Source organism: Novosphingobium sp. KCTC 2891 (genome assembly GCF_025938155.1).
Classification (GTDB): Bacteria; Pseudomonadota; Alphaproteobacteria; order Sphingomonadales; family Sphingomonadaceae; genus Novosphingobium.
This window is the reverse complement of the sequence record NZ_JAPCZG010000001.1, coordinates 109,724-131,049: the sequence shown is the minus strand read 5'-3', so window position 1 is coordinate 131,049 and position 21,326 is coordinate 109,724. Positions and strand designations below refer to the sequence as shown.

Here is a 21,326-nt window from a genome sequence, read left to right as displayed (position 1 = left end):
GCGGAGGGAGTCGGATCGCTGCCCTCCGCGAGGGTTCAACGCGCCCGCTCGTCGAACGCAGGGGTATAGGCGTGCGGCGGAAACGCACGGCCCCGGGCGAGAGGGAAGTACTTGTGATGCCACTGGCCGGTCACTTCATAAATCGCGGTACCCTTCGAGCCGTCCTTCGTTTCCACCATCATCTCGCACAGCCCGCCGCCGACCGGGGCGTGGTCCGCATTGGGGTCGTAAGGCTGCGACGGATCGCTGTAGCGCTGCGCCCAGCGGCCCGTCGCCTCGATCTCGATCACCCGTCCGCCCTCGAGCGTGAAGGCCACGTGACCGGCCAGGCCCATCACATGATCGCCGATGCGCTCGTAGCTGGTCGGGTTGCCGGCCACGTCGAGCCAGTGCAGATCGTGATGGAAGCGCGTGACCGGCACCGGCGCACTCCCGTCCGCCGGCGCGAAGCACCCGTCTGAAAAAACGATAGCGCCATTGGGATATTCCCAGTGCCACACCGCCAGCATTCCTTCCGGGAGCTGGATCGCCAGCCAGATCCAGCAAGGGCAGCGATCATGGGTGCGGATACCCCAGCTGTGATCGCGCTGGCCGACCCAGTCGTTGACCTCGTAAGTCACGCCTTCGTGCCGATACCAGCCATCATAGCGACCAGACTGGAACATGTGCGACTGGTCCCAGACGATGTCGTGCCCGGCCTTCATCGTTCCGCGGCGCAGGCCGTAGGGCTGGGTCCGCGCCGTGAAGGTCAGGTCCATGGCCACGGGGGCCTCCGCCGTTTCGGCCACACGCATGCGGATGCGCTTCAGCGGCTCCTCCACGTCGATCGTCACCGGGCCGACGCGGAAGTCGTCCTGGTCACCATCGACCTTGCGCTCATGCAGCGCGAAGGTCGGCGCGGCACCCACGCGGCCAAGCTGGAGCGAGTCCATCACGCCGCGCGCAGGGTAGTGGGCGAGTGTGAGAATGACCACGTCGCCCGGCCGGTCTTTGGGGTGCATATGATGAAACAGGCTCTCGCGCCAATCGCGGTGATAAGTGACAGTCGCAGGGAACGGCTCGGGGATCTGATGCGCAAAACGCTCGTCCAGCGCAGTGAAGCGGGGCATGGCGGTCCTCTCTCGTCTGTTTATCCGGATATATTATCCGTACGGATAAAAGGTGCAAGCACATGACGCAGGAACAGAACGGGCAGTTATCCGCACTGTCGTCGCTGGCGGATGCAGTGCGGCGACAGCTCGCTCTCCCCCGCCCGCCGCGACCTCTCGTCGTCGGCCTGTGCGGGGCACAAGGCTCGGGCAAATCCACGCTCGCCGCGGCACTGGTCCGGGCTTTGAACGAAGCGGGCATTCCGGCTGCCACCTTGTCCCTGGACGATCTCTATCTGACCCACGCAGAGCGCCGCTCGCTCGCGGCAACGGTCCACCCGCTGCTCGGCACGCGCGGGGTACCCGGCACGCACGACCTGCAACTCGGTCTCGACACGCTTGATGCGGTGGCGCGCGGCGAGCAGGCGCCCCTTCCCCGCTTCGACAAGGGCGAGGACGACCGGACACCGCGCGGCACATGGAGCACAGCCCCCCTGGCGACGCAGGCGCTGGTGCTGGAAGGATGGTGTGTAGGCGCCCTGCCCCAGCCCCCTACCGCGCTTTCCGCACCCGTGAACGTGCTGGAACGCGACGAAGATCCCGACGGGCGTTGGCGCCGATACGTCAACGACCAGCTTGCCGGCCCCTACCGCGCCCTGTTCGAGCGGATCGATCTGCTGGTGCTTCTGGCCGCGCCCGGCTTCGACATCGTCGCCCGGTGGCGCGGCGAACAGGAGGAGCCGCTCCGCAGGGAGGGCCGTGGGATGAACAACGCGGAGATCGCGCGCTTCGTGATGCACTACGAGCGGCTGACACGGCACATCCTGGCCGAAATGCCCGCGCGCGCCGATCTGGTCCTCAGGCTCGACGATCAGCGCAAGGTGCTTGAAGTGCGCCAACGCGGCGAACGCTTGGGGGAACAGAATTCCTGACGCATCCCTCGCCAGTCGGACCTGCCGCTGCGACGGACGGTTCGCCGCATGATGCTGGCGTACTATCGCAGGCACCGGCTAGGATTGCCGTTTATGCATTCATCCACATCAAGGAGTTACATCGCATGATCCTGAAGACCCCGGCCCGCGTTATCCTCGCCGCCACCGGCGCTCTGGCCATGCTTGCGGCCAATCCCGCCGAAGCGCGCAATTGCAGCAAGCGCATCAGCAAGACCGGCGGCGCGGTGATCGGCGCGGTCGGCGGTGCCGTATTGGGGAACGTGATCGCTGGCGGCACCACCGGCACGGTTCTGGGTGCCGCCGCGGGCGGCATCGCCGGCCACGAGATCGCCCGGAAGAACCGCCGCAACTGCCGCTACTACCGCCGCTGATCGATCAACGATGCTGCCGTCCTGCCACGCGGCGGGACGGCAGAGTCACGTCGTCGCGTCGCTGCTTTCACCCGTTTCGCCTGCGGCTGCTTCAGGCGGGGGCAAATGGGCCAAGGCCCTTTCCAGCGACACCATCATCCCGTTGAGCCAGCCATCCATGGCGGCAAGGCCTCGCCCCGTCAGGCGCACGAAGGTACGCCGCCCGTCCCGGCCATCGTCCTCACGCTCGACCAGGCCACGCGCCTCGAGGATGCGCAGCCAGCGCAGCGCGGTCGTCGGCGGCACATGCGCGCCGATGCAGGCACTGGTCGTCGGAACCCGCCGGTTCTCGCGTGCCGCGACGTATAGATCGAGCAGGATGTCCCACGTCGGTTCGCCAAACAGGTCACCGGTGAGAAAGCGTTCACGTCGGCGGCGGCCGACGTAGAATTCATGCGCCAGCGCGAGCGCGGCGCGGCCCCGCCCGTCAACCGGGACGAGTGAGGGAGCTTCGTGATCGCCGCGCCCTCCCAAAGGCGTTGGCTGACCCGATGGCGCGGGCGGCGAGAGCCGGGCAGCAATGCCCGTGCGCCCCGCCGCGATCATCGAACGAACTGTCATGCTGTATCCAGTCTGCGACCGACACCGACAAGGCGCGATGCCGCCGCGTGAAAGAAAGTCAGGATATCCGCCAAGCGTGATAGGCTCCGATCCGTCGCTGGCGGGCAATGTGCGTCGCCGTCCCCAGCGCCAGCACTCCAAGCTGGAACACGAAAGGCACCTGGGTCATGACCCAATAGGCCCAACGCACCGTATCCAGTTCCCAGAGCTTGGCGAAGTGGCCGAGCACCACGATTACCTGCGACGAACTGACCCAGAGCGGCCACCCACGATTGGCGCGCAGCGCAATCCAGAGGAGGGTGACGAAGGCCCAGCCATCGATCACCAGGTGCCCGGGATTGACCGCGAACCACCCCGGATCGCCGAACCAGGCATGGTTGGCGACGTCGAGGCCGAAGGTGGCGAACAGGATTGCGGCAACCAGCCGCTCCGGTTCACCACCTCTGCGGACGACGAAAGTCACCGTGAGGGCGAGGATGATGCGTGGGATCCAAAGCGAGAGCATTGCGCATCACACAAGTCCACGGGGCGCCGGAAGACAAGCCGTCATCAGGCTGCCCTCGTCGCCGCGTTCTCCTCCTCGGCGCGCTTCGCGGCCGGCGGGCAGGCGTCGTTGCCGCCATTGGTTTCGGTTGCGATGTGGCTCAGGCGGCCATGCACGCGGGCGAGTTCGCCACCGGCATCCAGCAGCCCCTGCTGCGACTTGTGCAGCCGCATCAAGGCATCCTGCCCCATGAACGGCGCAACGCCGGTCTCGCGGCGGGCATCGACCATCGTGGCGAGCAGCCGCGCCTGACGGATCAGCGCCTCGTCCAGCGCCGCCTCTGCGTCGCGCAGATCACGGGTAATGCGCAGCTGCGCCACGTCGGTGGACATCGCTGCCCCGGTCATCGTCTCGAACTTCATGTTTCCCCCTCCCCCGGCCGTACCGGGCCCCATGAACGGGAGACTTCGAGCGGGTCAGTGTCCCAGTATCTCGGAAAGCTGCGAAAAGATCGTCAGCCCGCCAAGAATGATGAGGATCAGAAACACGGTGATCACGGCAATCGCGCCGAGACGCAGCAGGGTTCCATTCGGCCCGTCGAAAATCTCCGGGAGGACGTGGTAGTATTCCGTCGTACCGTCAGGACCCACCGCTGCCGCTTGTGATGGCAGCGAGCGGAAAAGCTTGTTCGGCTGGCGGACCGGCACCTCGTCTTCCCGATCCGGGCTATGCATGGCGGAGCCGGGGACTTCGACGTGGGAAGACCCATATACGGATCTCTCGTATATGCCGTTCGGCGCCGGAATCCGCTGTTCGTCCAGCAATCGCCGGTATGCCTGCGCCACTTCACCGCGCGTCGCGACTTGCAGTTTGGCGCGCGCCAGCATGATTCGCTGATCGACAGTATGCGGCGAAATGCCGAGCAACCGCGAGATTTCCTTTGAGGTCTTGTGCTGGATGAGGAGGTCGAGCACGGCGCGCTGCTTCGAGGTCAGCGCGTCGAGCGGGCCTTCATCCCCGGGCAATTGCAACGCCGTCATCTGGTCTTCGCCGCCCTCTTGCCCCCCACAGGGCTTCTCCGCTCCGGCGGCGGGCTCGCGCTTTGCGGGTCCGGCCCCATCCTTCGCGACCCGCGAGATGGCCGCCTTGAAGGGGTGATAGTTTTTCTGACCCATTGCCCGTCGAAAATGGGCTAATACGCCCGATGCCGCAAGATGGTGAAAACCATTTCGGGCTAAGCGCCCGGTCAGGGCCGCGATTGTGCAGCACGGATGGAGAGGGAGGGGGGCGATGACACGCGCTGAGCGCAATCGTATGTTCATGCGCCGCACCGGCAAGATCCTGGCGACAAGCCGGGCAATCCTCGCGTTCGTGTTCCTGCTGGCAGTGTTGGTTGACCCCGGCCAGCCAGCGCGTTCTGCGACCATCGGACTAGCCATTCTGTCAGGCTATCTGATGCTGTCCGCCGCCCTCGTCATCCTGGCCTGGGAAAGCTGGTGGTACGAGTTCCGCCTGGCCAGGCTGGTCCATGTGCTGGATATCGCGGCGTTCATCGCCGGAGTCTATTTCACCGAAACCGGCAGCGGCGATTTTGCCAGCCCTTTCATGGCCTTCGCCGCGTTTCTTCTGGTCACCGCGAGCCTGCGCTGGGGTTGGACGGGGATCGCGCTGACCGCCCTCGGCCTCCTCGCCGCGAACACGCTGGTGGGCGGAGCGCTTTACTACCTCCACCTCGATCTCGACATCTACCGCTTCGGCCGACGCCAGATCTACATGGTGGTTCTCTCCATCATGATGGTGTGGCTGAGCAGCGACCAGCGCCTCCTCCGTCCGGTGCAGTTGCCCGAACCCCCGGGCATCCCCGGCGAGCGCCGTATCCGCGTCATGGCCGAAGCGCTCGTCCAGGTCCGCAAGGCGCTGCGCGCACGCGGCGCGGCCATTGCCCTGCTCCGCAACGAGGAGCCCTTCGTCGACGTGGTCCGCGACTTCGACGACGTGTGCACGCACACGCTGGTCGGGCCCGGCGCGCTGGCAGAAGACCTTGCCCAGCAGATTCCGCCGACTCTGTTCGATACGGCCCGCCATCGCCGTATCGCCAGCGTGGCCGGCGTCGGTCTTGTCGCCACAGCGGGTCCTATATCCGTGCCGCTGGCGGCCCACTGCGAGATCACCGAGGCGATCCTCGTGTCGATCTCCACCGCGACCGGGCAAGGGCAACTGCTGGTCTGGGGCATCCCCGATCTGTGTGTCGACGACCTGCCCAGCGCAGGGGCGTTCGCCCGCGAGATCGGTCTCGCGCTCGACCGCGAGGAAATGGCCTCGCTCGCGCAGGATGCGGCAGTTTCGGGGATCCGCAACGCCTTGGCCCGCGATCTGCACGACAGCGTGGCACAATTCCTGGCCGGTACGCTGTTCCGCATCGAGGCGCTGCGCCGCTGGATACGCGAGGGCAACGATCCCGACGGAGAAATCAACGCGATCAAGGAAGCGCTACGCCGCGAGCAAACGCAGTTGCGCACGATGATCGACCGACTGCGTCGGGGCGAGGACGGTGACCGCCGCACCGACCTTGTCGAGGAACTTCAGGTGCTTCTCGTCGAACTGGCCCACCATTGGCACATCGAGACACGCCTCGATTCCGCCGTCAGCCAGCTGCCGGTCTCGATCCAGCTCGCCTACGAGTTGCGCCAGCTGGTGCGCGAAGGTGTTGCCAATGCCGCACGCCACGGGCATTGCTCGCAGGTGACGGTATCGATTGCCGGGGAGAGTGAATCTTTGCGGTTGCGGATTAGCGACGACGGCGATGGTTTTCCCAAGGACCGGGCAGACTGCCGCCCCCGTTCGATCAGCGAACGGGTAGAGGCGCTGGGCGGCCGGCTCGACATAGCCGACAACCTGCCGGGCGCCCTGCTCGACATCGCTTTACCTGCAAGGATCGCCGCATGATTCCCGTACTTGTTGCAGACGACCACGGCTTCATCCGCGCGGGCGTAGAGGCTGTGCTTCGCGGCACGCCGTTCCAGGTTGTCGCCGCCACGGCCAGCGGCGAGGAGACCTTGGCCGCAGTGGAAACCCACGATCCGGCGATCGTGCTGCTCGACATCAACATGCCGGGAATGAACGGCGTGGAGGCACTCGAAGCGTTGCGCGCGCGCGGCGACAAGCGCCCCGTGGTCCTGCTCACCGCAGAAATCAACGACCGCCAGCTGCTGGCGGTCATGCGCGCGGGTGTGGACGGGATCGTATCGAAGGACGGTGCCGAGGACGAGCTGGTGAGCGTTCTGGAAAAGGTCCACACGGGCCAGAAGGCGATTGCGCCGATGTTCCTGCAGCGCGCGCTCGACCTGTCGCTCAGCCCGCAAGCAGGCCCTCTCGACCGGCTCAATCCGCGCGAGCGCAAGATTGCCCGGCTGGTGGCGCGCGGTATGCGCAATCGCGACATCGGGCAGGAGCTGAACATCGGCGAGGGGACGGTCAAGGTCTACCTCCACGCCATGTACCAGAAGCTCGGCATCGAGAACCGCACCGAGCTCGCATTGCTGGCCGTGAGCGATCCCGGCGAGTGATAAGGCCGCGGAGGGGCGCAATCAGGGTGGTTACGTAACACCGCCCTAACGCTTCGCTGGCGGCCCCGCGCTATGGTGCGGGCACCATGGCCATGACCAACGCCGAGCGGCAGCGCCGCTATCGCCAAAAGCTGAAAGCCCGCGCATCGGGCGCCGCGATCGCCGACCAGGCGCGCGATGCCGCCGAACGCGCGGTCGCCGCGCTCTGGTCGTTTCACGAACGCCCTGCCCCGTCCGGCCTGATCTGGGCCGATATCGACGGCTGTGAAACGCTGGAGCACTACCGGTCGGAGCTGGAGCGCAATCCCGGCAACCTGCTGCAGGCCTGCCGCGCGTTCCTTCCGGACTTCGCGGGCCTCACTGCGGAAGAAGCCCGCGCCATCGCCACGCTGATCGCCATTGCCGACGCGCTGCGCCTCGCACCGCCGCGCGCCTGGAACCTGCCGGTCGCGGCCTGAAGCCGCCTTCGACGCACCCGCAAGGTCTGCCTGCGACCTTTGAATTACTGGTTAACCCCCGGATAATCGCGTATCTTTGCGGTTGGGTCACCGAACATTATCATGTTTCATATGGCGTTGGACGTCGGTCGGCCCTAAATGATCCGATCCGGACAAAACATTGCCAAGCTTGGACGGCGGTCCGAACACTGGGAGCTAATTTCCATGTACAGAGGTGCGGCGGTCCGCAGAGCGCTGACCCGCCGACGCTCCTTGGTCGAGCAGGTGGGCTGGATTCTGATCCTGCTCGCCGCGCCCACCGCGCTGCGTGCACTGTTCGACCGCGGCGCGCTGGGCCTGCCGTTTCTCACCTACTGGCCCAGCCTGCTGATCGCATCGCTCATTCTCGACGCGCGTTTTGCCGTGGTGTTTGCGTGGATTGCCGCGATGATGTCGCAGCGCCTGTTCGGCGGCGGCCCCTGGTTTGCCGAGATCAACCCCGTGCGCACCGCGTTCTTCGTGCTGTTCGCGCTGTCCGCCTCGCTGGTCATCGCCGTAGGCGCCTCGTTGCGCGGCCTCGTGCGCGAACTCGATCAGTTGCACCTACAGGCGGAAGGCTTCAACAGCGAGCTACGCCACCGGGTCCGCAATATGCTGGCGATCATCCAGGCGCTGGCCTCACGCGGGCCGAAGGCAGAATCGCCGCTCGATTTCTACCGCGAGTTCTCCAGTCGGCTCGAAGGACTGGCCCATGCCAGCGACCTTCTGCGCATCGGCACCGAAGCCGAAGGCCGCCTGCCCGAACTGGCCGAACGCACGCTGGCCCCGTTCGGTTTTGGAGAGCGCATCCGCATCCAGGGAGAGCCGTGCATCATTCCGGATGCCAGTTGCATCCCGCTGATCATGGCCCTGCACGAACTGGCCACCAATGCGGTCAAGCACGGCGCGCTGTCCGACACGAAGGGCCGCATCGAACTCAGCTGGTTCATCGCCTCGGACGGGCGCAACCTCTACATCCTGTGGAAAGAGACTGGCGGACCGCCAGTAGTGCCACCGAAACGCGAAGGCATAGGCACCCGCCTGCTCATGCCCCAGCCTGGCCTCGATGCCGTGGAGATCAGCTTTGACCGCAAGGGAGTATGGTGCGAGCTGATGATCGAGGGAGCACGAACAGTCGAATAAAACAGCATCCGGCACAAACGCCGGCATTGATTTCCGGCTTCGTCATGCTTGCGCAACACTTTTGCGCAAGAGGCTCCTCTTCTTTGCCGCTTGCGGGGCCGTCGGGTTTCTTCTAGCCCACGCGGTAGGGGGAGACCAAGCCAAGTGGATCGCCAGTTCCTGAACCTATTTGCGCGCCGTTACAAAGGCAGCCTCATCCTCGTAGGCATCGCCAGCCTACTGCTCAACGTACTGGTTTTCGCCGGCTCTGCCTACATGATGCTGGTGTACGATTCGGTCCTGCCCAGCCGCAGTATCCCGACGCTGATCGGCCTCTTCTTCATGCTGGTTCTCGTCTACGCCTTCCAGGCCGTGTTCGAGGCGATCCGCAGCGAAGCCCTGCTTGGCGTCGCCAATGGCGTGCATGACGATCTCTTCACGGCCGTGCATTACGCCACGGTCACCCGGCCGCTGCGCAATGGTCCCGACAAGGGCGATGGCCTGCAATTCACGCGTGACCTCGATTCCATCCACACGTTCCTTGCCGGTCAGGGTCCGATCGCGCTGATCGACCTGCCGTGGGTAATCATGTTCCTGATCGTGCTGACCGCGCTGCACTGGTGGCTGGGGCTGACGGCGCTGGCCGGTGTGGTGGTGATGGCCGCTATCGCGCTGATCTCGAACCGCCGCACGCAGGGCGGATCGCGCGAATTGGCAAACATCACCAGCCGCCGTTCCGCCGCCGCGCTATCCGAAATCCGCTTTGCCGAATCCGCTCTGGCGATGGGCATGCAGGAACGGCTGGTCAACCGCACCTCGGCCTGGGAAGGCAGCTTCATCGAGGCGCAGTCCTACCTGTCGCGCACCGTCGCCCGCCTGGGCGGCGCCAGCCGCACGTTCCGCATGCTGCTGCAATCGCTGATCCTCTCGGTCGGCGCACTTCTGGTCATCGACGGCAAGGCCAGCGGCGGCGTCATCCTCGCCTCGTCGGTCCTGTCGGGCCGCGCGCTCGCGCCCGTGGATCAGGCCATCGCCAACTGGCGCGGCCTGGTCGCGGCGCGCACCGGCTGGGGCCGCGTGGTCCAGGCCGTGTCCGCCTTCCGCAAGCCTCCGCCCCGCGAAGTGCAACTCTCGCGCCCTTCCGGCGAACTGGCGCTGCGCGACATCTGGGTTGCGCCGCCGGGAACGCAGCGCTTCACCGTGTCGGGCGTATCGCTCACGCTTTCCCCCGGTCAGGCACTCGCCATCATCGGCCCCAGCGCGGCGGGCAAGACCACGCTGGTACGCGCCGTGCTGGGCATCTGGCGGGCGGCGCGCGGAGAAGTCCGGCTCGACGGCGCCACGCTGGACCAGTGGGACGCCGAAACGCTCGGCAGCTACTTCGGCTACGTGCCGCAGACGGTGGACCTCGTCGACGGGACGATCGGCCAGAACATCGCCCGGTTCGATCCCGACGCAACCTCCGAAGCCGTCATCGCGGCGGCCAAGGCGGCGGGGATGCACGAAGTGATCCTCGCTCTGCCCGATGGATACGAGACGCCGTGCTCGGGTGGCGGCGTGGAACTCTCGGCCGGCCAGCGCCAGCGCGTCGGCCTTGCCCGGGCACTGTATGGCGATCCGTTCCTGCTCGTGCTGGACGAGGCCAACTCCAACCTCGATTCCGCCGGCGACGCCGCTCTTGCCCACGCGGTAATGGGCGTCCGCCAGCGCGGCGGGATCGTCATCATGATCACCCATCGCCCGGCCACGCTCGGCCCGGCCACCCACGTCGCGCTGATGCAGAACGGCCGCCTGGCCGATTTCGGCGAACGTGACGCGGTCATGGCCCGCCTCCAGCAAGGGCAAGACCCCTCCCGCATCGGCCCGGCCGGAGCGGCGGCCTCCAACGATGCAGGCCCCAAGGGCAAGGAAGCCTCGGCATGAACCACCCCCTGCCCAGCGACCCCGCCCGGCAGATCCTGCCCGTCCTGTGGGAAGACGGCGCGGACAAGGCCGAGCATCCCCGGCTGCTCAACCGCCTGCTGATGACCATCGGCGGCCTGTTCGCCCTCCTGTTCCTGCTCGCGGCGATCGTGCCGATCGGCGGCGCGGTGATCGGCGGCGGTCAGGTCGGAGTGGAATCGCGCGTGAAGCGCATCGCCCACCCCACCGGCGGCGTGATCTCATCGATCCTCGTCCACAATGGCGAACACGTGAAGGAAGGCCAGCTGCTGATGCGGCTGGACGACCGCGTTACCGGTATTGACGCGTCGCTCTCGAACCTCACCGTCGAACAGCTGCTGGCCCAGCGCGCCCGGCTCGAGGCCGAGCGGCTCGGCGTCGGCCGCATCGTGTTCCCCGCCGAGCTGACGAACGCGACCACCGCTTCCGCGCGCAAGGCGATGGCCGACGAGGAAAAGCTGTTTCGCCTGCGCCAGACCGAGGAATCGCAGATCCGCGCCCAGCTTGCCGCGCGCGTCTCGCAGTACAACCAGGAAATCCGCGGACTTGAAGTGCAGATCGCCGCGCTCAAGGAGCAGCGCCGCCTGATCGAGCCGGAACGGCAGGGCGTGAAGGATCTGTGGGACAAGCAGCTTGTCACCATCAACCGCCTGAACCAGCTTGAGCGCACCGCAGTCGATCTCGATGGCAACGCAGGATCGCTCCAGGCGCAGATCGCGCAGGCCCGTGCCCGCATCACCGAGGCTCAGGAACAGTCGATCCAGCTTGCCCAGACCCGCCGCGTGCAGGCCGGTACCGACCTGACGCAGGTCAACACCGCGCTCAACCAGCAGCAGGTGCGCTCGGTGGCCGCCGCCGACCAGCAGGACCGCAGCGAGATCCGCGCTCCTTATTCGGGCACGGTCGAAAAGATCGCCTTCGCCGCCATCGGTGACGTCGTCCGCGCGGCGGAGCCGATCATGGAAATCGTGCCCGACAAGGACATCATGGTCGTCGAGGCCATGATCAGCCCGACCGACATCGACCAGGTGATGAAGGGCCAGGAAGCACGCGTTCGCTTCTCCGCGTTCAACCGCGCATCCACGCCCGAAATCCCGGGCAAGGTCGTCTATGTCGCGACCGATCGTAGCGAGAACCAGGAAGCCAAACAGGCTTACTACATGGTGCGGATCGCGGTCGATCTCGCCGCCGTGAAGCGCGAGCAGCTCGATCTCAAGAGCGGGATGCCCGCGGAAGTCTATATCGAGACCGGCGACCGCTCGCTGCTGTCCTACCTGACCAAGCCGCTGCGCGACCAGTTCATGCGCGCCTTCCGCGACAACTGAGGGGGCAAGAGCCATGCGCCGCACCTTGCTCCCCTTCCTGCTCGCCGCCTCGGCGCTGATCCCGGCCGCCTCTTCGGCGCAGGACAGCACGGCGGTGGAAGACCGCGAGGACGGCCTGCCCATCTCGGTCTCGCTGCCCGACGGCACGCCCGCCGACGTGGCCGAAGCCGCCACCGCGGGTGCGGCCGTCACCGCGCTGCCCGATGCGCTCCGCCGCGCCTACTGGACCAGCCCCACCCTGCTCGCACAGCGGTCGGCAGTGAAAAGCGTGGACTACCGCGTGCCGCAAGCGCGCGCCGCTTATGGCCCCAAGCTGGATTTCGAGCTGACTTACGGGCTCACCCGCAGCGGCACGCTTGCGCCCGGCAACGGCTGGAACGATGGCACCGCGCGCAGCGCGACAGCCTCCGCGATCCTGACCCAGCCGCTGTTCACTTTCGGCCGCAACGCCGCGGCCGAGCGCTTCGCGCTGGCGCAGCTCGCCTACCAGCGGCAGGTGCTGCGCTCGTCCGAGCAACAGGCCATGCTCGATGCGATCACCTCGTATGTGGGGCTGCTGCGCGACCGCGCCAGCGTGGCCATCGCGCGCGACAACCTCGATACGCTTGAGCGCGAGCTGTCCGACAACCGCGCCCGCTTCGCCGGGCGAGAAGTAACCTCCACCGACGTGCAGCAGGTCGAAACCCGCGTCGAGCTTGGCCGCGCGCAGGTCTATACCGCGCAGCGCGATGCCGCCGCCAGCGAGGCCACGTTCCTGCGCATGATCGGCGGTCCGGCTGGCACCCTCGCGGCTCCCAATCCGCTGCGCCTCCCGGTCGAGACGCTGGAACAGGCCTACGGGTATGCCGAAGGGCACAATCCCGTCCTGCTCGCCGCGCAGCAGCGGGAAAAGGTTTCGCGCGCCAGCCTGGCCTCGGCGAAGGCCGACCTCATGCCCCGGGTCGATCTGCGGGGACAGGCTGACTATTCCAAAGAGTGGAACCCTCCATCGGTCTTCAACCAGACCGGCCGGCAGGATCTGCGCGACTTGCGCGGGCAGGTCATCATCTCCGGTCCGATCTATGAAAGCGGCCTGCGCCAGGCCCGCGTGGGCGAGGCATCGGCCGCGAACGACGCCGACTGGCGCCTGATCGATGCATCGCTGCGCGAAAACCGCGCGACGCTCGCTTCCGCATGGGACGACTGGAAGGCCCAAAGCGCCGCGATCGAGCGGTTCGCCGGCGCCGTCTCCTCGGCCAAGTCCGCCTATGAGGGTGCGCTGCTTCAGGAAAAGGCGGGGCTTCGCACCACGCTCGACGTGATCGATCTTGCGCGTGAGCTGCTGCAGGCACGCAGCAACTACAATGCCGCGATCGCCGGCGCCTATGTGGCGCAGGCGCGCGTGCTTGCCGCGATGGGTGCGCTCGAACAATCGTGGCTGCTGCCCGATGCGCCGCGCTACAACGTCGAAAGTCATTACAACGATGTTCGCCACAATGGCGACGTGCCGCTGCTGACCCCGCTGATCCGGGCGATCGATGGCGCCCCGCTCGGCAGCAAGGGCGACCGGCCGCTTCGCGATCCCGCAGCTCCGCTGACCACGCCAGCGGTCAAGATCGATCCCGTGCGCGAGATTCCCGTCCCCTGATCCGCCAGCCGCGTGCCGGCCGGGAAGCTTAACCGCAGTAAAATGCGCCGTTCAGCCCTGCGCGAATGCGTGGCGGGCATGATCGCTCCACCGGCCGGGGACTGCCGGACCGAAGGAGGGATTTCATAACCGCACTACGCACACTTGCCACCGGACTTGCCGCTTTCACCGCCCTGGCGGGCATCGCCGGCACCGCCCATGCGGACGATTGGGGTGCGCCGCGCTGGAACGGCGGTGCTTGGGCAACCCCTACGATGGCAATCGCGGCTGGCGGGGCCAGCAACGTCTATGCCCAGCGCGACCGCGACAGCATTCTGGTCGAGCGGACGTGCAATGGCCGGTTCGCCGCCGTGCTTGAAAACCGCGTGCAGCGCGAGGCCAGCGAAGGCGACATCGACCGCGACACCGCATGGCGCATGCACCGCGAGATCGACAGGCTGGAAGACAAGGGCCGCCACGAGTGCAGCGAGGGCGACTGGCGCGCCGCCCGCGGCATCGGCGAAAACTATATGCGGATCAGCCGCTGGATCGATTCGGAAGCTGGCCGGCCCCAGCGCTGGGATGACGACCGCCGCGGCTGGTAGCCGCCGCTCGCTCAGGGCACCAGCACCGCCGCACCATCGAACCGGCCCTCGCGCAGCGCCGCGAGGGCCGCGTTGGCCTCGCTCAGCGGAAACGTGGTGATGTGGCTGTGCACGCACCCCAGCCGTGCATGGCCCAGATAGCCGATCCCGTCCTCGCGCGTCAGGTTGGCGACCGAGACGATCTCGCGCTCGCCCCACAGGTCGGCATAGGGGAATGCGGGAATGTCGCTCATGTGAATGCCTGCGCACACCACGCGGCCGCCCTTGCGCACCGCTTTGAGCGCCGCCGGCACCAGCGCGCCTACCGGTGCGAACAGGATCGCCGCATCAAGTTCATGCGGCGCCCGCTCGTCCGAACCGCCGGCCCAAACGCATCCCAGCGAACGGGCGAACGCCTGCCCGCGCGTATCGCCGGGTTGGGTGAAGGCGAATATCTCGCGCCCTTCGGCCACTGCGAGCTGCGTCAGCAGATGTGCCGCACCGCCAAAACCGTAAAGCCCGATGCGCCGCCCCGGCCCCGCGATGCGGAACGCGCGCCAGCCGATCAGCCCCGCGCACAACAAGGGCGCGGCATGGACATCGTCGATCCCGTCCGGCAGCGGAAAGCAGAAGCGCGCGTCGGCCACGGTGTGCGTGGCATAGCCGCCATCGCGTGTGGCGCCCGTGAACAACGGCGCATCGCACAGGTTTTCGCGCCCATCGCGGCAATAATCGCAGATGCCGCAGGCATGGCCCAGCCACGGAATACCGACGCGCTGGCCGAGCGCGAAGCCCTGAACTCCTGCGCCCAGCGCCAGGACCTGCCCCACGATCTCGTGCCCCGGAATCACCGGATAGCGCGCCGGAATTTCCCCGTCGCACACGTGGAGATCGGTGCGGCAGACACCGCAGGCGAGAACGCGAACCAGCACTTCGCCTTGGGCAGGAACCGGCACCGGCCGGCGCTCCTCGCGCAAGGGGCGGCCGGGTCCATCACAGACCATGGCCACCATCGCATCGGCGCCCACGGTCATGGGCTTCAGCCCCGCCCGCGGTAGGAGGGCACGCCCTGGTCGGGCAGCCACAGGCCTTCGGGCGGCGTGCCCGATTGCCAGAACACGTCGATCGGGATGCCGCCCCGCGGATACCAGTACCCGCCGATGCGCAGCCACCTGGGCTTCATTTCATCGAACAGGCGCTGGCCGATGCCCACGGTGACGTCCTCGTGAAAGCCCGCGTGGTTGCGGAACGATCCAAGGAACAGCTTGAGCGATTTCGATTCGACGATGGTCTCGCCCGGCGCATAGTCGATCACGATATGCGCGAAGTCGGGCTGCCCGGTCACCGGACAGAGCGAGGTGAACTCGGGCGAGACGAAGCGCACGAGATAAAGCGTGCCCGTGCGCGGGTTGGGCACATAATCCAGCACCGCCTCGTCGGGCGAGGCGGGCAGCGTGCTGGTCCGTCCAAGGTGGATCGGTCCGGTTTCGGCCATGAAGGGTGGCTCCTTTCCTGATCGATCGCGCCATGCACCTGTCCCCGGATGGAGGCAAGTGAGCGGTTTCGCACCGGGCATTCAGCCGCTATTCAACCCCGCCCGCCTTGGCGGGGTAAACATTCGAGGAACGGGACCGGGCAATCGTGAACAGGGAGTGGACCACGCTTACCACCGCCGCGCTGGCGGCGCTGCTCGCGCCGGGAAGCGCGGGCGCACAATCGGTTGGCGACTACAAACTTCCGCCTGCCAGCCCAAGCGCCACGCCGCGCGCAGCCGGCCCGGTCGACGACGGTGCCGCACCGCCGCGTCCGGCCACGCCCGCGCCTTCGGAGAGCGCCACGGCGGCTCCCGCGCCAACGCCCACGCCGGCCATTGTCATTCCGACGCCTGCCGCGACGCGCAGCCCGGCCCAGCGCCCTGCGCCGCGCGCCGCCCCTGCTCCGCGCCCGGTCGCAACCAGCGCCGTGTCCGCAGTCTCACCGGCGCCGACGGTCCCTGCACCGACTCCGGCGGCCCCGGCCCCATCTGCGGCAGTATTGCCCCTGCCGACCGAAATGCCTCCCATCAGCGCCTCCCCCGCGCCCGAACCTGCGCCGGCTCCGACGAATCTCGACTGGCGCCCCTACGCTGCGCTCGCTGCCGCCATCGCCGCGGCGGCAGGCGCCTTCGTGTTCTGGCGCCGCCGCGCGGCACAAGCGCCGACCGTGCCCGAAATCGTTCGCCCCGTCCCGGAGCCCACGCCCGCGCCTCGCACCGACGCGCCCAAGCCGACACCGGCGCCAGCGCCTTTCACCCCGCCCACCCCTGCTTCGCCCCTTCCCGAGCCGCGCTTCGCAGAACCGTTGGTGCTAACCCTCAAAGCTACGCGCCTGTCGGCAACGCTGGTCAGCACCACGCTCTCCTACCGCCTCGTGGTTGCCAATCGTGGCACCGCGCCCATGACCGACATCGCGGTCGGCGGGGACATGACGTCCGCCCATGCCTCGAAGTCGATGGACGAGCAGCTCGGCCTGACCGGACCCGATTTCCCGCCGCTTCACCGCATCGAACATCTGGGGGCGGGCGAGGAAGTGGCCGTGCCGGGCGAAATCCGCCTACCGCTCTCCGCGATCACGCCGATCCGCAATGGCGAGGCGGCGCTGTTCGTGCCGCTGGCCCGGTTCGATGCCTGGGCGAGCACGCCCGGCGGCGGCGCTGTTCATGCACGCGCAGCCTTCCTCATCGGGCAGGAGAGCGCGCCTGCCGCCGACCGGCTCCAGCCGTTCCGCCTCGATCTCGGCCCGCGCATCTGGGCCGATCTTGGGCAGCGCGCGCTGGCCTTGCCCGATACCTGAACGCGACCACGGCATACCTGACGACCTCCTGATCGGAGCCATTGGGGGTCGACGCTATCCTCCGCCCCGGTTACTCTGACCCTTCCGAGTCCGCAAAGACGGTCCGGACGCAGGCAGGCAGGAGCAAAAGATGGATTCGTTGGTCTCGACCCAATGGCTCGCGGACGAGATGGGCGCGAGCGACTTGCGCATCGTCGACGCGAGCGCATTCCTGCCCGAGCACGCGCGCGATCCGCTGCGCGAGTTTGAGGCGTGCCACATCCCCGGCGCGGTGTTCATGGACCTCGCCAATCTGGTGGACAGCGGCGCCCCCGTCGCCAACAGCCTGCCCAGCGCGGAAAAATTCGCCAGCCGGATGCAAAGCCTTGGCCTTGGTGATGGCAGCCGGATCGTCGTTTACGATGACGGTCCGATCAAGACCTCGACCCGCGCATGGTTCATGCTGACCATGTTCGGCGCGCAGAATGTCGCGCTGCTCGACGGCGGCATCGCCAAGTGGAAAGCCGAAGGCCGCCCCTGCGCGCAAGGCCGCGAGCAGCTGCGCCACCGCCACTTCACCGTGTGGAGCGATAATCGCAATGTCCGCACGAAAGCCGACGTCCTCGCCAATATCGACAGCAAGGCCGAACAACTGGTCGATGCGCGGGGCGCGGGGCGCTTCACCGGCGAAGTCGCCGAAACCAAGCCCGGTCTTGCCAGCGGCCATATCCCCGGCGCGCTCAACGTGCCCTACGCCAGCCTGTTCGCGCCCGACGGTACATGGAAGAAGCCCGAAGCCCTGCGCGCCGCGTTCGACGCCGCGGGCGTCGATCTGTCCCGCCCGATTATCGGTTCGTGTGGATCGGGCATGACCGCCAACGTGGTGATCTTCGCGCTCCACCTCCTCGGCAAGGATGACGTCGCCCTCTATGATGGCAGCTGGTCGGAATGGGGCGCCGATCCCGCGCTTCCCAAGGAAACCGGGCCCGCCCGCTAAAGACCGGCTTCGCCTTCCTATACCGCCGGGCACCTTGTGATCCGGCGGAAATACTGCTTTTACCGCGCAATGAGCGGCAGCAGCGACAACCCACACGACGGTTCCCACGGCGGGCCCGGCACCCGTCTTGCCGGTGCTGGCCGCCGACCCGAATGGACCGGCACGCCCGGCCACCCTTCCGCTGTCGTCAACCCGCCCGTGTGGCGGGCCAGCACCCACCTTTACCCGGACATGGCCGCCCTGCGCGCCCACCCCGCCAACGAGGACGGACGCTTCTATTACGGCCGCCGCGGCGCGCCGACGCAGTGGGCGCTGGCCGAGGCGCTGACCCGGCTCGAACCCGGCGCGGCGGAGGACGGCGGCGGCACTGTGCTCTATCCGTCCGGCGTGGCGGCCATCGCGGGCGCGCTGCTCACGGTGCTGCGCCCCGGCGACGTCCTGTTGATGACGGACAATGCCTATGAACCGAGCCGAGTCATGGGGCGCGGTCTGCTCGCCGATTTCGGCGTGACCACGCGCTGGTTCGATCCGACCGACACGGCCGCTTTCGAAGCCGCGATCTGCGAGCGCACCCGTGCGGTCCTGCTCGAAAGCCCCGGCAGCCTGACCGCCGAAGTGCAGGACGTGCCCGCACTGGCCGCCATCGCCAAGGCGCGCGGCATCGTCACCGTGCTGGACAACACCTGGGCCTCGCCACTGGGCTTTGCCGCGCTGGAACACGGCGCAGACATTGCCGTGATGAGCCTGACCAAGCACGTTTCCGGCCATTCGGACTGCATGATGGGCAGCGCCACCGCCGGACGGGAATGGTACCGCAAGCTGCGCCTGCGCGCGCAGGGGCTGGGCAATGTCGTCTCGCCCGATGACGCGGCCCTCATGCTGCGCGGACTGCGCACGATGCACCTGCGGCTGACGGCCGAGACGGCCTCGGCGCTCGCCATCGCCGAGTGGCTGGCCGCGCGCCCCGAAGTGGCGCGCGTGCTTTGCCCCATGCTGCCCGGATCGCCGGGGCATGACCTGTGGAAGCGCGATTTCACCGGCGGCTGCGGCCTGTTCAGCTTCGTGCTGAAGGGCGGCACATCCCAAGCGCGCGACGCGCTGATCGACGCGCTGTCGCTGTTCGGCATCGGTTATTCCTGGGGCGGCTTCGAAAGCCTTGCCACGCCGGTCGATCCGGCCACGATCCGCACCGCCTCGCCCTGGCCGCTCCCCGGCATGGCCGACGCAGACCGCTTCGGCGTGCGCGTGTCGATCGGGCTTGAGGATACCGCAGACCTCATCGCCGATCTCGAACGCGGCCTCGCCGCCTGGAGCGCGCTGCTGTGAACAAGCAGCTACGCGACGTGAGCCGTGCGCTGCGCGACGTCCACGACAAGCTGGACGAAATCTCCATCGACATCGGCCATTATCACATCTCGCTGCTCAACGCCCTTTGGATGGCGCTGGTGGTCGCCCTCGCCATCCTCGGCGCACGGCTCGGCGCCCGCATCGCGCGCGCAATGGTGCGGCGGATGACCGGACTGGACGCCGCGCAGAAAGTGCTCACCGAAAAGCTGGCCGGCATGGCCATCTGGGCCTTCGCCGTCTTCGCCGCGATCGACGTGCTGGGCATCAGCCTGACCGCGCTGACCGTGTTTTCCGGCGCGTTCGGCCTTGCCATCGGTTTCGGCCTGCAAAAGACCTTCGGCAACCTGATCGCCGGGATCATCCTGCTGATGGACCGATCGATCAAGCCGGGCGACGTGATCGCGGTGAGCGACGGCAAGGGCAACACCTTCGGCGAGGTCAAGAGCATCGGTATCCGCGCCGTGTCCGTCACCACGCGCGACAACCGCGAATACCTGATCCCGAACGAGAACCTGATGACCTCGCAGGTCGAGAACTGGTCCTATTCCTCAAGAGAAGTCGCCATTTCAATCCCGGTGGGGGTGGCCTATGGCAGCGACATCGACTTGGCCGAGCGCCTTCTGCTCGAAGCCGCGCGTTCCAGCCCGCGGGTTCTGCAACATCCCGCGCCCGGTGTGCTGCTCAATGCCTTCGGCCCCAGCGCAATCGAGATGCAGGTGGTCTGCTGGATCGACGATCCGGAAATGGGCGTCGGCAACGTGCGCTCGGAAGTGCTCAAGGCGGCATGGCGCCTGTTCCGTCAGCAGGGCGTCGAAATCCCCTTCCCCCAGGCGGACGTGCACTTGCGCGATTCCGATGGTTTGCGCGAAGTGGCGCGCATCCTCGCGGAACGCGGCAAGGCGTGACGCTAAAGCTGACCTAGCCTACCCCCAAACCATTCTCGCTGGCACCTTGCCGGCCCCCGTCCCATCTGGCGAGCATGAGCAAGACCCTCCCTTCCGGCGATTCCCGTGTCGGCACGGTCCATCTGGTCGGTGCCGGCCCCGGCGATCCCGATCTCTTGACCCTGCGCGCCGCGCGGCTGCTGATGGCTGCGAAGCTGGTCGTGCATGACGGGCTGGTCGATCCCGCGATCCTGGCGATGGCGCCGCGCGGCGCGCGCTTCGTCTCCGTCGCCAAGAGCCGTGCGCGCCACACCATGCAGCAGGAGGACATCAACGCCCTGCTCGTGCGCGAGGCGCTGGCCGGGCATGACGTGGTGCGGCTCAAGGGCGGCGATCCGTTCATCTTCGGCCGCGGCGGCGAAGAAGCCGAGGCCTGCCACGCGGCGGGCGTGCCGGTGCAGGTCGTGCCCGGTATCAGTGCCGCGATGGGCGCGGCGGCGGCGGCACAGCTTCCGCTCACCCACCGTGAGAACGCCAGCATCGTCAGCTTCGTCGCGGGCCAGTGCAAGGGCCTGTCGGACCAGAACTGGGCGGGGCTGGCCGGCGTGGGCCGCACGCTCGTCATCTACATGGGCGTCGCCACCAGCGAGGCGATCGCCGAAAAGCTCATTGCCGACGGCCTCTCGCCCGAGATGCCGCTGGCCGTGATCGAAAACGCCGCACGCCCCGAAATGCGGGTGCTGCGTGGGCAACTGGCGGGCCTTGGCGCGCTGGTGGCAAGCAACAAGGTCAGGAGTCCTGCGCTCATCGTCATCGGTGAAGTGGCAGGCCGGGGAGACATGATGGAAATCCAACGAGTGCTGGAGGCCGTAAAGTGAAGATCATCACCGGCAACGAACTCAGGACCGGCGACGTGATCTGGTGGGCCGGCGAAGGCTGGTCGCGCCATGTCAACGATGCGGTCGACGTGCCCGAAGGCGCGGAAGCGATCATCGCGCGCGAAAACGCCAAGCAGATCGTCACCGACACCCACGTGATCGACGCCACGCAGACGCCCGAAGGTGTGCGCCCCGCGCACATCAAGGACCGTATCCGCGCGCTCGGCCCCACGGTCCGCCTCGACCTTTCCCTCAAGCCTGCCGATCCCACTGCCGGCAACTGGGTGATCTGA

Annotated in this window: 24 protein-coding genes; 16 read left to right on the top strand and 8 right to left on the bottom strand. The window is 67.3% G+C overall.

Going from position 1 to position 21,326, the window contains the following annotated elements:
* Positions 1-35: 35 nt before the first annotated feature.
* The gene (locus tag OLX02_RS00650) at positions 36-1,109 is read right to left on the bottom strand and encodes a hypothetical protein (protein WP_264419409.1); all 1,074 of its coding nucleotides are present in this window, start codon (positions 1,107-1,109) and stop codon (positions 36-38) included.
* Positions 1,110-1,171: 62 nt separating this feature from the next.
* On the opposite strand from OLX02_RS00650, the gene OLX02_RS00645 reads away from it, so the two are divergent.
* Positions 1,172-2,020, top strand: a complete 849-nt coding sequence (locus OLX02_RS00645; RefSeq protein WP_264419408.1) for a kinase — start codon at positions 1,172-1,174, stop codon at positions 2,018-2,020.
* A gap of 125 nt (positions 2,021-2,145) precedes the next feature.
* On the top strand, positions 2,146-2,412 hold the full coding sequence (locus tag OLX02_RS20150; RefSeq protein WP_319641216.1) for a glycine zipper 2TM domain-containing protein: 267 nt from the start codon (positions 2,146-2,148) through the stop codon (positions 2,410-2,412).
* Between the two features lie 45 nt (positions 2,413-2,457).
* Here OLX02_RS20150 and OLX02_RS00635 read toward each other — a convergent pair whose 3' ends face one another.
* From OLX02_RS00635 to OLX02_RS00620, 4 genes are read right to left on the bottom strand one after another with little or no spacing between them, the layout of a single operon-like run.
* Positions 2,458-3,012, bottom strand: a complete 555-nt coding sequence (locus tag OLX02_RS00635) for a MarR family winged helix-turn-helix transcriptional regulator (protein WP_264419407.1) — start codon at positions 3,010-3,012, stop codon at positions 2,458-2,460.
* A gap of 58 nt (positions 3,013-3,070) precedes the next feature.
* The gene (locus OLX02_RS00630) at positions 3,071-3,517 is read right to left on the bottom strand and encodes a hypothetical protein (protein ID WP_264419406.1); all 447 of its coding nucleotides are present in this window, start codon (positions 3,515-3,517) and stop codon (positions 3,071-3,073) included.
* Between the two features lie 44 nt (positions 3,518-3,561).
* Positions 3,562-3,918, bottom strand: coding sequence for a hypothetical protein (locus tag OLX02_RS00625; protein WP_264419405.1), 357 nt, complete (start codon positions 3,916-3,918; stop codon positions 3,562-3,564).
* A gap of 54 nt (positions 3,919-3,972) precedes the next feature.
* Positions 3,973-4,671 carry a helix-turn-helix transcriptional regulator gene (locus OLX02_RS00620; protein WP_264419404.1) on the bottom strand — a complete coding sequence of 233 codons (699 nt, stop codon included), beginning with the start codon at positions 4,669-4,671 and terminating at the stop codon, positions 3,973-3,975.
* A gap of 115 nt (positions 4,672-4,786) precedes the next feature.
* Between OLX02_RS00620 and OLX02_RS00615 the strand changes: the two genes are divergently transcribed.
* The 8 genes from OLX02_RS00615 (at position 4,787) to OLX02_RS00580 (ending at position 14,137) form a co-directional block, all read left to right on the top strand.
* Positions 4,787-6,442, top strand: coding sequence for a sensor histidine kinase (locus OLX02_RS00615; RefSeq protein WP_264419403.1), 1,656 nt, complete (start codon positions 4,787-4,789; stop codon positions 6,440-6,442).
* Entirely contained in the window at positions 6,439-7,062 is a 624-nt protein-coding gene (locus tag OLX02_RS00610; RefSeq protein WP_264419402.1) for a response regulator, read from the top strand. Before OLX02_RS00615 ends, OLX02_RS00610 begins: the two co-directional genes overlap by 4 nt.
* Before the next feature lie 86 nt (positions 7,063-7,148).
* The gene (locus OLX02_RS00605) at positions 7,149-7,520 is read left to right on the top strand and encodes a hypothetical protein (RefSeq protein ID WP_264419401.1); all 372 of its coding nucleotides are present in this window, start codon (positions 7,149-7,151) and stop codon (positions 7,518-7,520) included.
* Between the two features lie 204 nt (positions 7,521-7,724).
* The gene (locus OLX02_RS00600; RefSeq protein WP_264419400.1) at positions 7,725-8,681 is read left to right on the top strand and encodes a sensor histidine kinase; all 957 of its coding nucleotides are present in this window, start codon (positions 7,725-7,727) and stop codon (positions 8,679-8,681) included.
* A 144-nt stretch (positions 8,682-8,825) separates the two neighbouring features.
* On the top strand, positions 8,826-10,583 hold the full coding sequence (locus OLX02_RS00595; RefSeq protein WP_264419399.1) for a type I secretion system permease/ATPase: 1,758 nt from the start codon (positions 8,826-8,828) through the stop codon (positions 10,581-10,583).
* Positions 10,580-11,926, top strand: a complete 1,347-nt coding sequence (locus tag OLX02_RS00590) for an HlyD family type I secretion periplasmic adaptor subunit (RefSeq protein ID WP_264419398.1) — start codon at positions 10,580-10,582, stop codon at positions 11,924-11,926. Before OLX02_RS00595 ends, OLX02_RS00590 begins: the two co-directional genes overlap by 4 nt.
* A 13-nt stretch (positions 11,927-11,939) precedes the next feature.
* Positions 11,940-13,553 (top strand): TolC family outer membrane protein, encoded by a 1,614-nt coding sequence (locus OLX02_RS00585; protein ID WP_264419397.1) that lies wholly within the window; start codon positions 11,940-11,942, stop codon positions 13,551-13,553.
* Positions 13,554-13,807: 254 nt separating this feature from the next.
* A complete protein-coding gene (locus tag OLX02_RS00580) occupies positions 13,808-14,137 on the top strand; it encodes a hypothetical protein (protein WP_264419396.1) in 330 nt (109 codons plus the stop codon).
* Between the two features lie 11 nt (positions 14,138-14,148).
* Here OLX02_RS00580 and OLX02_RS00575 read toward each other — a convergent pair whose 3' ends face one another.
* The 3 genes from OLX02_RS00575 to OLX02_RS00565 form a co-directional block, all read right to left on the bottom strand.
* Positions 14,149-15,150: a zinc-dependent alcohol dehydrogenase family protein gene (locus OLX02_RS00575; protein WP_413630022.1), complete on the bottom strand. Its 1,002-nt coding sequence runs from the start codon at positions 15,148-15,150 to the stop codon at positions 14,149-14,151.
* A 5-nt stretch (positions 15,151-15,155) separates the two neighbouring features.
* On the bottom strand, positions 15,156-15,611 hold the full coding sequence (gene queF / locus OLX02_RS00570; RefSeq protein ID WP_264419395.1) for a preQ(1) synthase: 456 nt from the start codon (positions 15,609-15,611) through the stop codon (positions 15,156-15,158).
* Between the two features lie 232 nt (positions 15,612-15,843).
* Complete coding sequence (locus tag OLX02_RS00565) at positions 15,844-16,179, bottom strand: hypothetical protein (protein ID WP_264419394.1); 336 nt, start codon at positions 16,177-16,179, stop codon at positions 15,844-15,846.
* Between OLX02_RS00565 and OLX02_RS00560 the strand changes: the two genes are divergently transcribed.
* The 6 genes from OLX02_RS00560 (at position 16,169) to OLX02_RS00535 (ending at position 21,326) form a co-directional block, all read left to right on the top strand.
* On the top strand, positions 16,169-16,948 hold the full coding sequence (locus tag OLX02_RS00560; protein WP_264419393.1) for a hypothetical protein: 780 nt from the start codon (positions 16,169-16,171) through the stop codon (positions 16,946-16,948). The two genes, OLX02_RS00565 and OLX02_RS00560, sit on opposite strands and share 11 nt — an antisense overlap.
* Before the next feature lie 130 nt (positions 16,949-17,078).
* The gene (sseA, locus tag OLX02_RS00555) at positions 17,079-17,924 is read left to right on the top strand and encodes a 3-mercaptopyruvate sulfurtransferase (RefSeq protein ID WP_264419392.1); all 846 of its coding nucleotides are present in this window, start codon (positions 17,079-17,081) and stop codon (positions 17,922-17,924) included.
* A 69-nt stretch (positions 17,925-17,993) separates the two neighbouring features.
* The gene (gene metC, locus OLX02_RS00550; RefSeq protein WP_264419391.1) at positions 17,994-19,250 is read left to right on the top strand and encodes a cystathionine beta-lyase; all 1,257 of its coding nucleotides are present in this window, start codon (positions 17,994-17,996) and stop codon (positions 19,248-19,250) included.
* On the top strand, positions 19,247-20,176 hold the full coding sequence (locus OLX02_RS00545; RefSeq protein ID WP_264419390.1) for a mechanosensitive ion channel family protein: 930 nt from the start codon (positions 19,247-19,249) through the stop codon (positions 20,174-20,176). The genes metC and OLX02_RS00545 overlap by 4 nt, the downstream gene beginning before the upstream one ends.
* Before the next feature lie 74 nt (positions 20,177-20,250).
* Positions 20,251-21,033: a uroporphyrinogen-III C-methyltransferase gene (gene cobA / locus OLX02_RS00540; protein ID WP_264419389.1), complete on the top strand. Its 783-nt coding sequence runs from the start codon at positions 20,251-20,253 to the stop codon at positions 21,031-21,033.
* Positions 21,030-21,326 (top strand): DUF2849 domain-containing protein, encoded by a 297-nt coding sequence (locus tag OLX02_RS00535; RefSeq protein ID WP_264419388.1) that lies wholly within the window; start codon positions 21,030-21,032, stop codon positions 21,324-21,326. Before cobA ends, OLX02_RS00535 begins: the two co-directional genes overlap by 4 nt.

Coding starts and splice junctions, on each gene's coding strand:
- OLX02_RS00650 (WP_264419409.1), bottom strand. CDS start 1,109: ATGCCCCGCTTCACTGCGCTGGACGAGCGTTTTGCGCATCAGATCCCC.
- OLX02_RS00645 (WP_264419408.1), top strand. CDS start 1,172: ATGACGCAGGAACAGAACGGGCAGTTATCCGCACTGTCGTCGCTGGCG.
- OLX02_RS20150 (WP_319641216.1), top strand. CDS start 2,146: ATGATCCTGAAGACCCCGGCCCGCGTTATCCTCGCCGCCACCGGCGCT.
- OLX02_RS00635 (WP_264419407.1), bottom strand. CDS start 3,012: ATGACAGTTCGTTCGATGATCGCGGCGGGGCGCACGGGCATTGCTGCC.
- OLX02_RS00630 (WP_264419406.1), bottom strand. CDS start 3,517: ATGCTCTCGCTTTGGATCCCACGCATCATCCTCGCCCTCACGGTGACT.
- OLX02_RS00625 (WP_264419405.1), bottom strand. CDS start 3,918: ATGAAGTTCGAGACGATGACCGGGGCAGCGATGTCCACCGACGTGGCG.
- OLX02_RS00620 (WP_264419404.1), bottom strand. CDS start 4,671: ATGGGTCAGAAAAACTATCACCCCTTCAAGGCGGCCATCTCGCGGGTC.
- OLX02_RS00615 (WP_264419403.1), top strand. CDS start 4,787: ATGACACGCGCTGAGCGCAATCGTATGTTCATGCGCCGCACCGGCAAG.
- OLX02_RS00610 (WP_264419402.1), top strand. CDS start 6,439: ATGATTCCCGTACTTGTTGCAGACGACCACGGCTTCATCCGCGCGGGC.
- OLX02_RS00605 (WP_264419401.1), top strand. CDS start 7,149: ATGGCCATGACCAACGCCGAGCGGCAGCGCCGCTATCGCCAAAAGCTG.
- OLX02_RS00600 (WP_264419400.1), top strand. CDS start 7,725: ATGTACAGAGGTGCGGCGGTCCGCAGAGCGCTGACCCGCCGACGCTCC.
- OLX02_RS00590 (WP_264419398.1), top strand. CDS start 10,580: ATGAACCACCCCCTGCCCAGCGACCCCGCCCGGCAGATCCTGCCCGTC.
- OLX02_RS00585 (WP_264419397.1), top strand. CDS start 11,940: ATGCGCCGCACCTTGCTCCCCTTCCTGCTCGCCGCCTCGGCGCTGATC.
- OLX02_RS00580 (WP_264419396.1), top strand. CDS start 13,808: ATGGCAATCGCGGCTGGCGGGGCCAGCAACGTCTATGCCCAGCGCGAC.
- OLX02_RS00575 (WP_413630022.1), bottom strand. CDS start 15,150: ATGACCGTGGGCGCCGATGCGATGGTGGCCATGGTCTGTGATGGACCC.
- queF (WP_264419395.1), bottom strand. CDS start 15,611: ATGGCCGAAACCGGACCGATCCACCTTGGACGGACCAGCACGCTGCCC.
- OLX02_RS00560 (WP_264419393.1), top strand. CDS start 16,169: ATGCCTCCCATCAGCGCCTCCCCCGCGCCCGAACCTGCGCCGGCTCCG.
- OLX02_RS00565 (WP_264419394.1), bottom strand. CDS start 16,179: ATGGGAGGCATTTCGGTCGGCAGGGGCAATACTGCCGCAGATGGGGCC.
- sseA (WP_264419392.1), top strand. CDS start 17,079: ATGGATTCGTTGGTCTCGACCCAATGGCTCGCGGACGAGATGGGCGCG.
- metC (WP_264419391.1), top strand. CDS start 17,994: ATGAGCGGCAGCAGCGACAACCCACACGACGGTTCCCACGGCGGGCCC.
- cobA (WP_264419389.1), top strand. CDS start 20,251: ATGAGCAAGACCCTCCCTTCCGGCGATTCCCGTGTCGGCACGGTCCAT.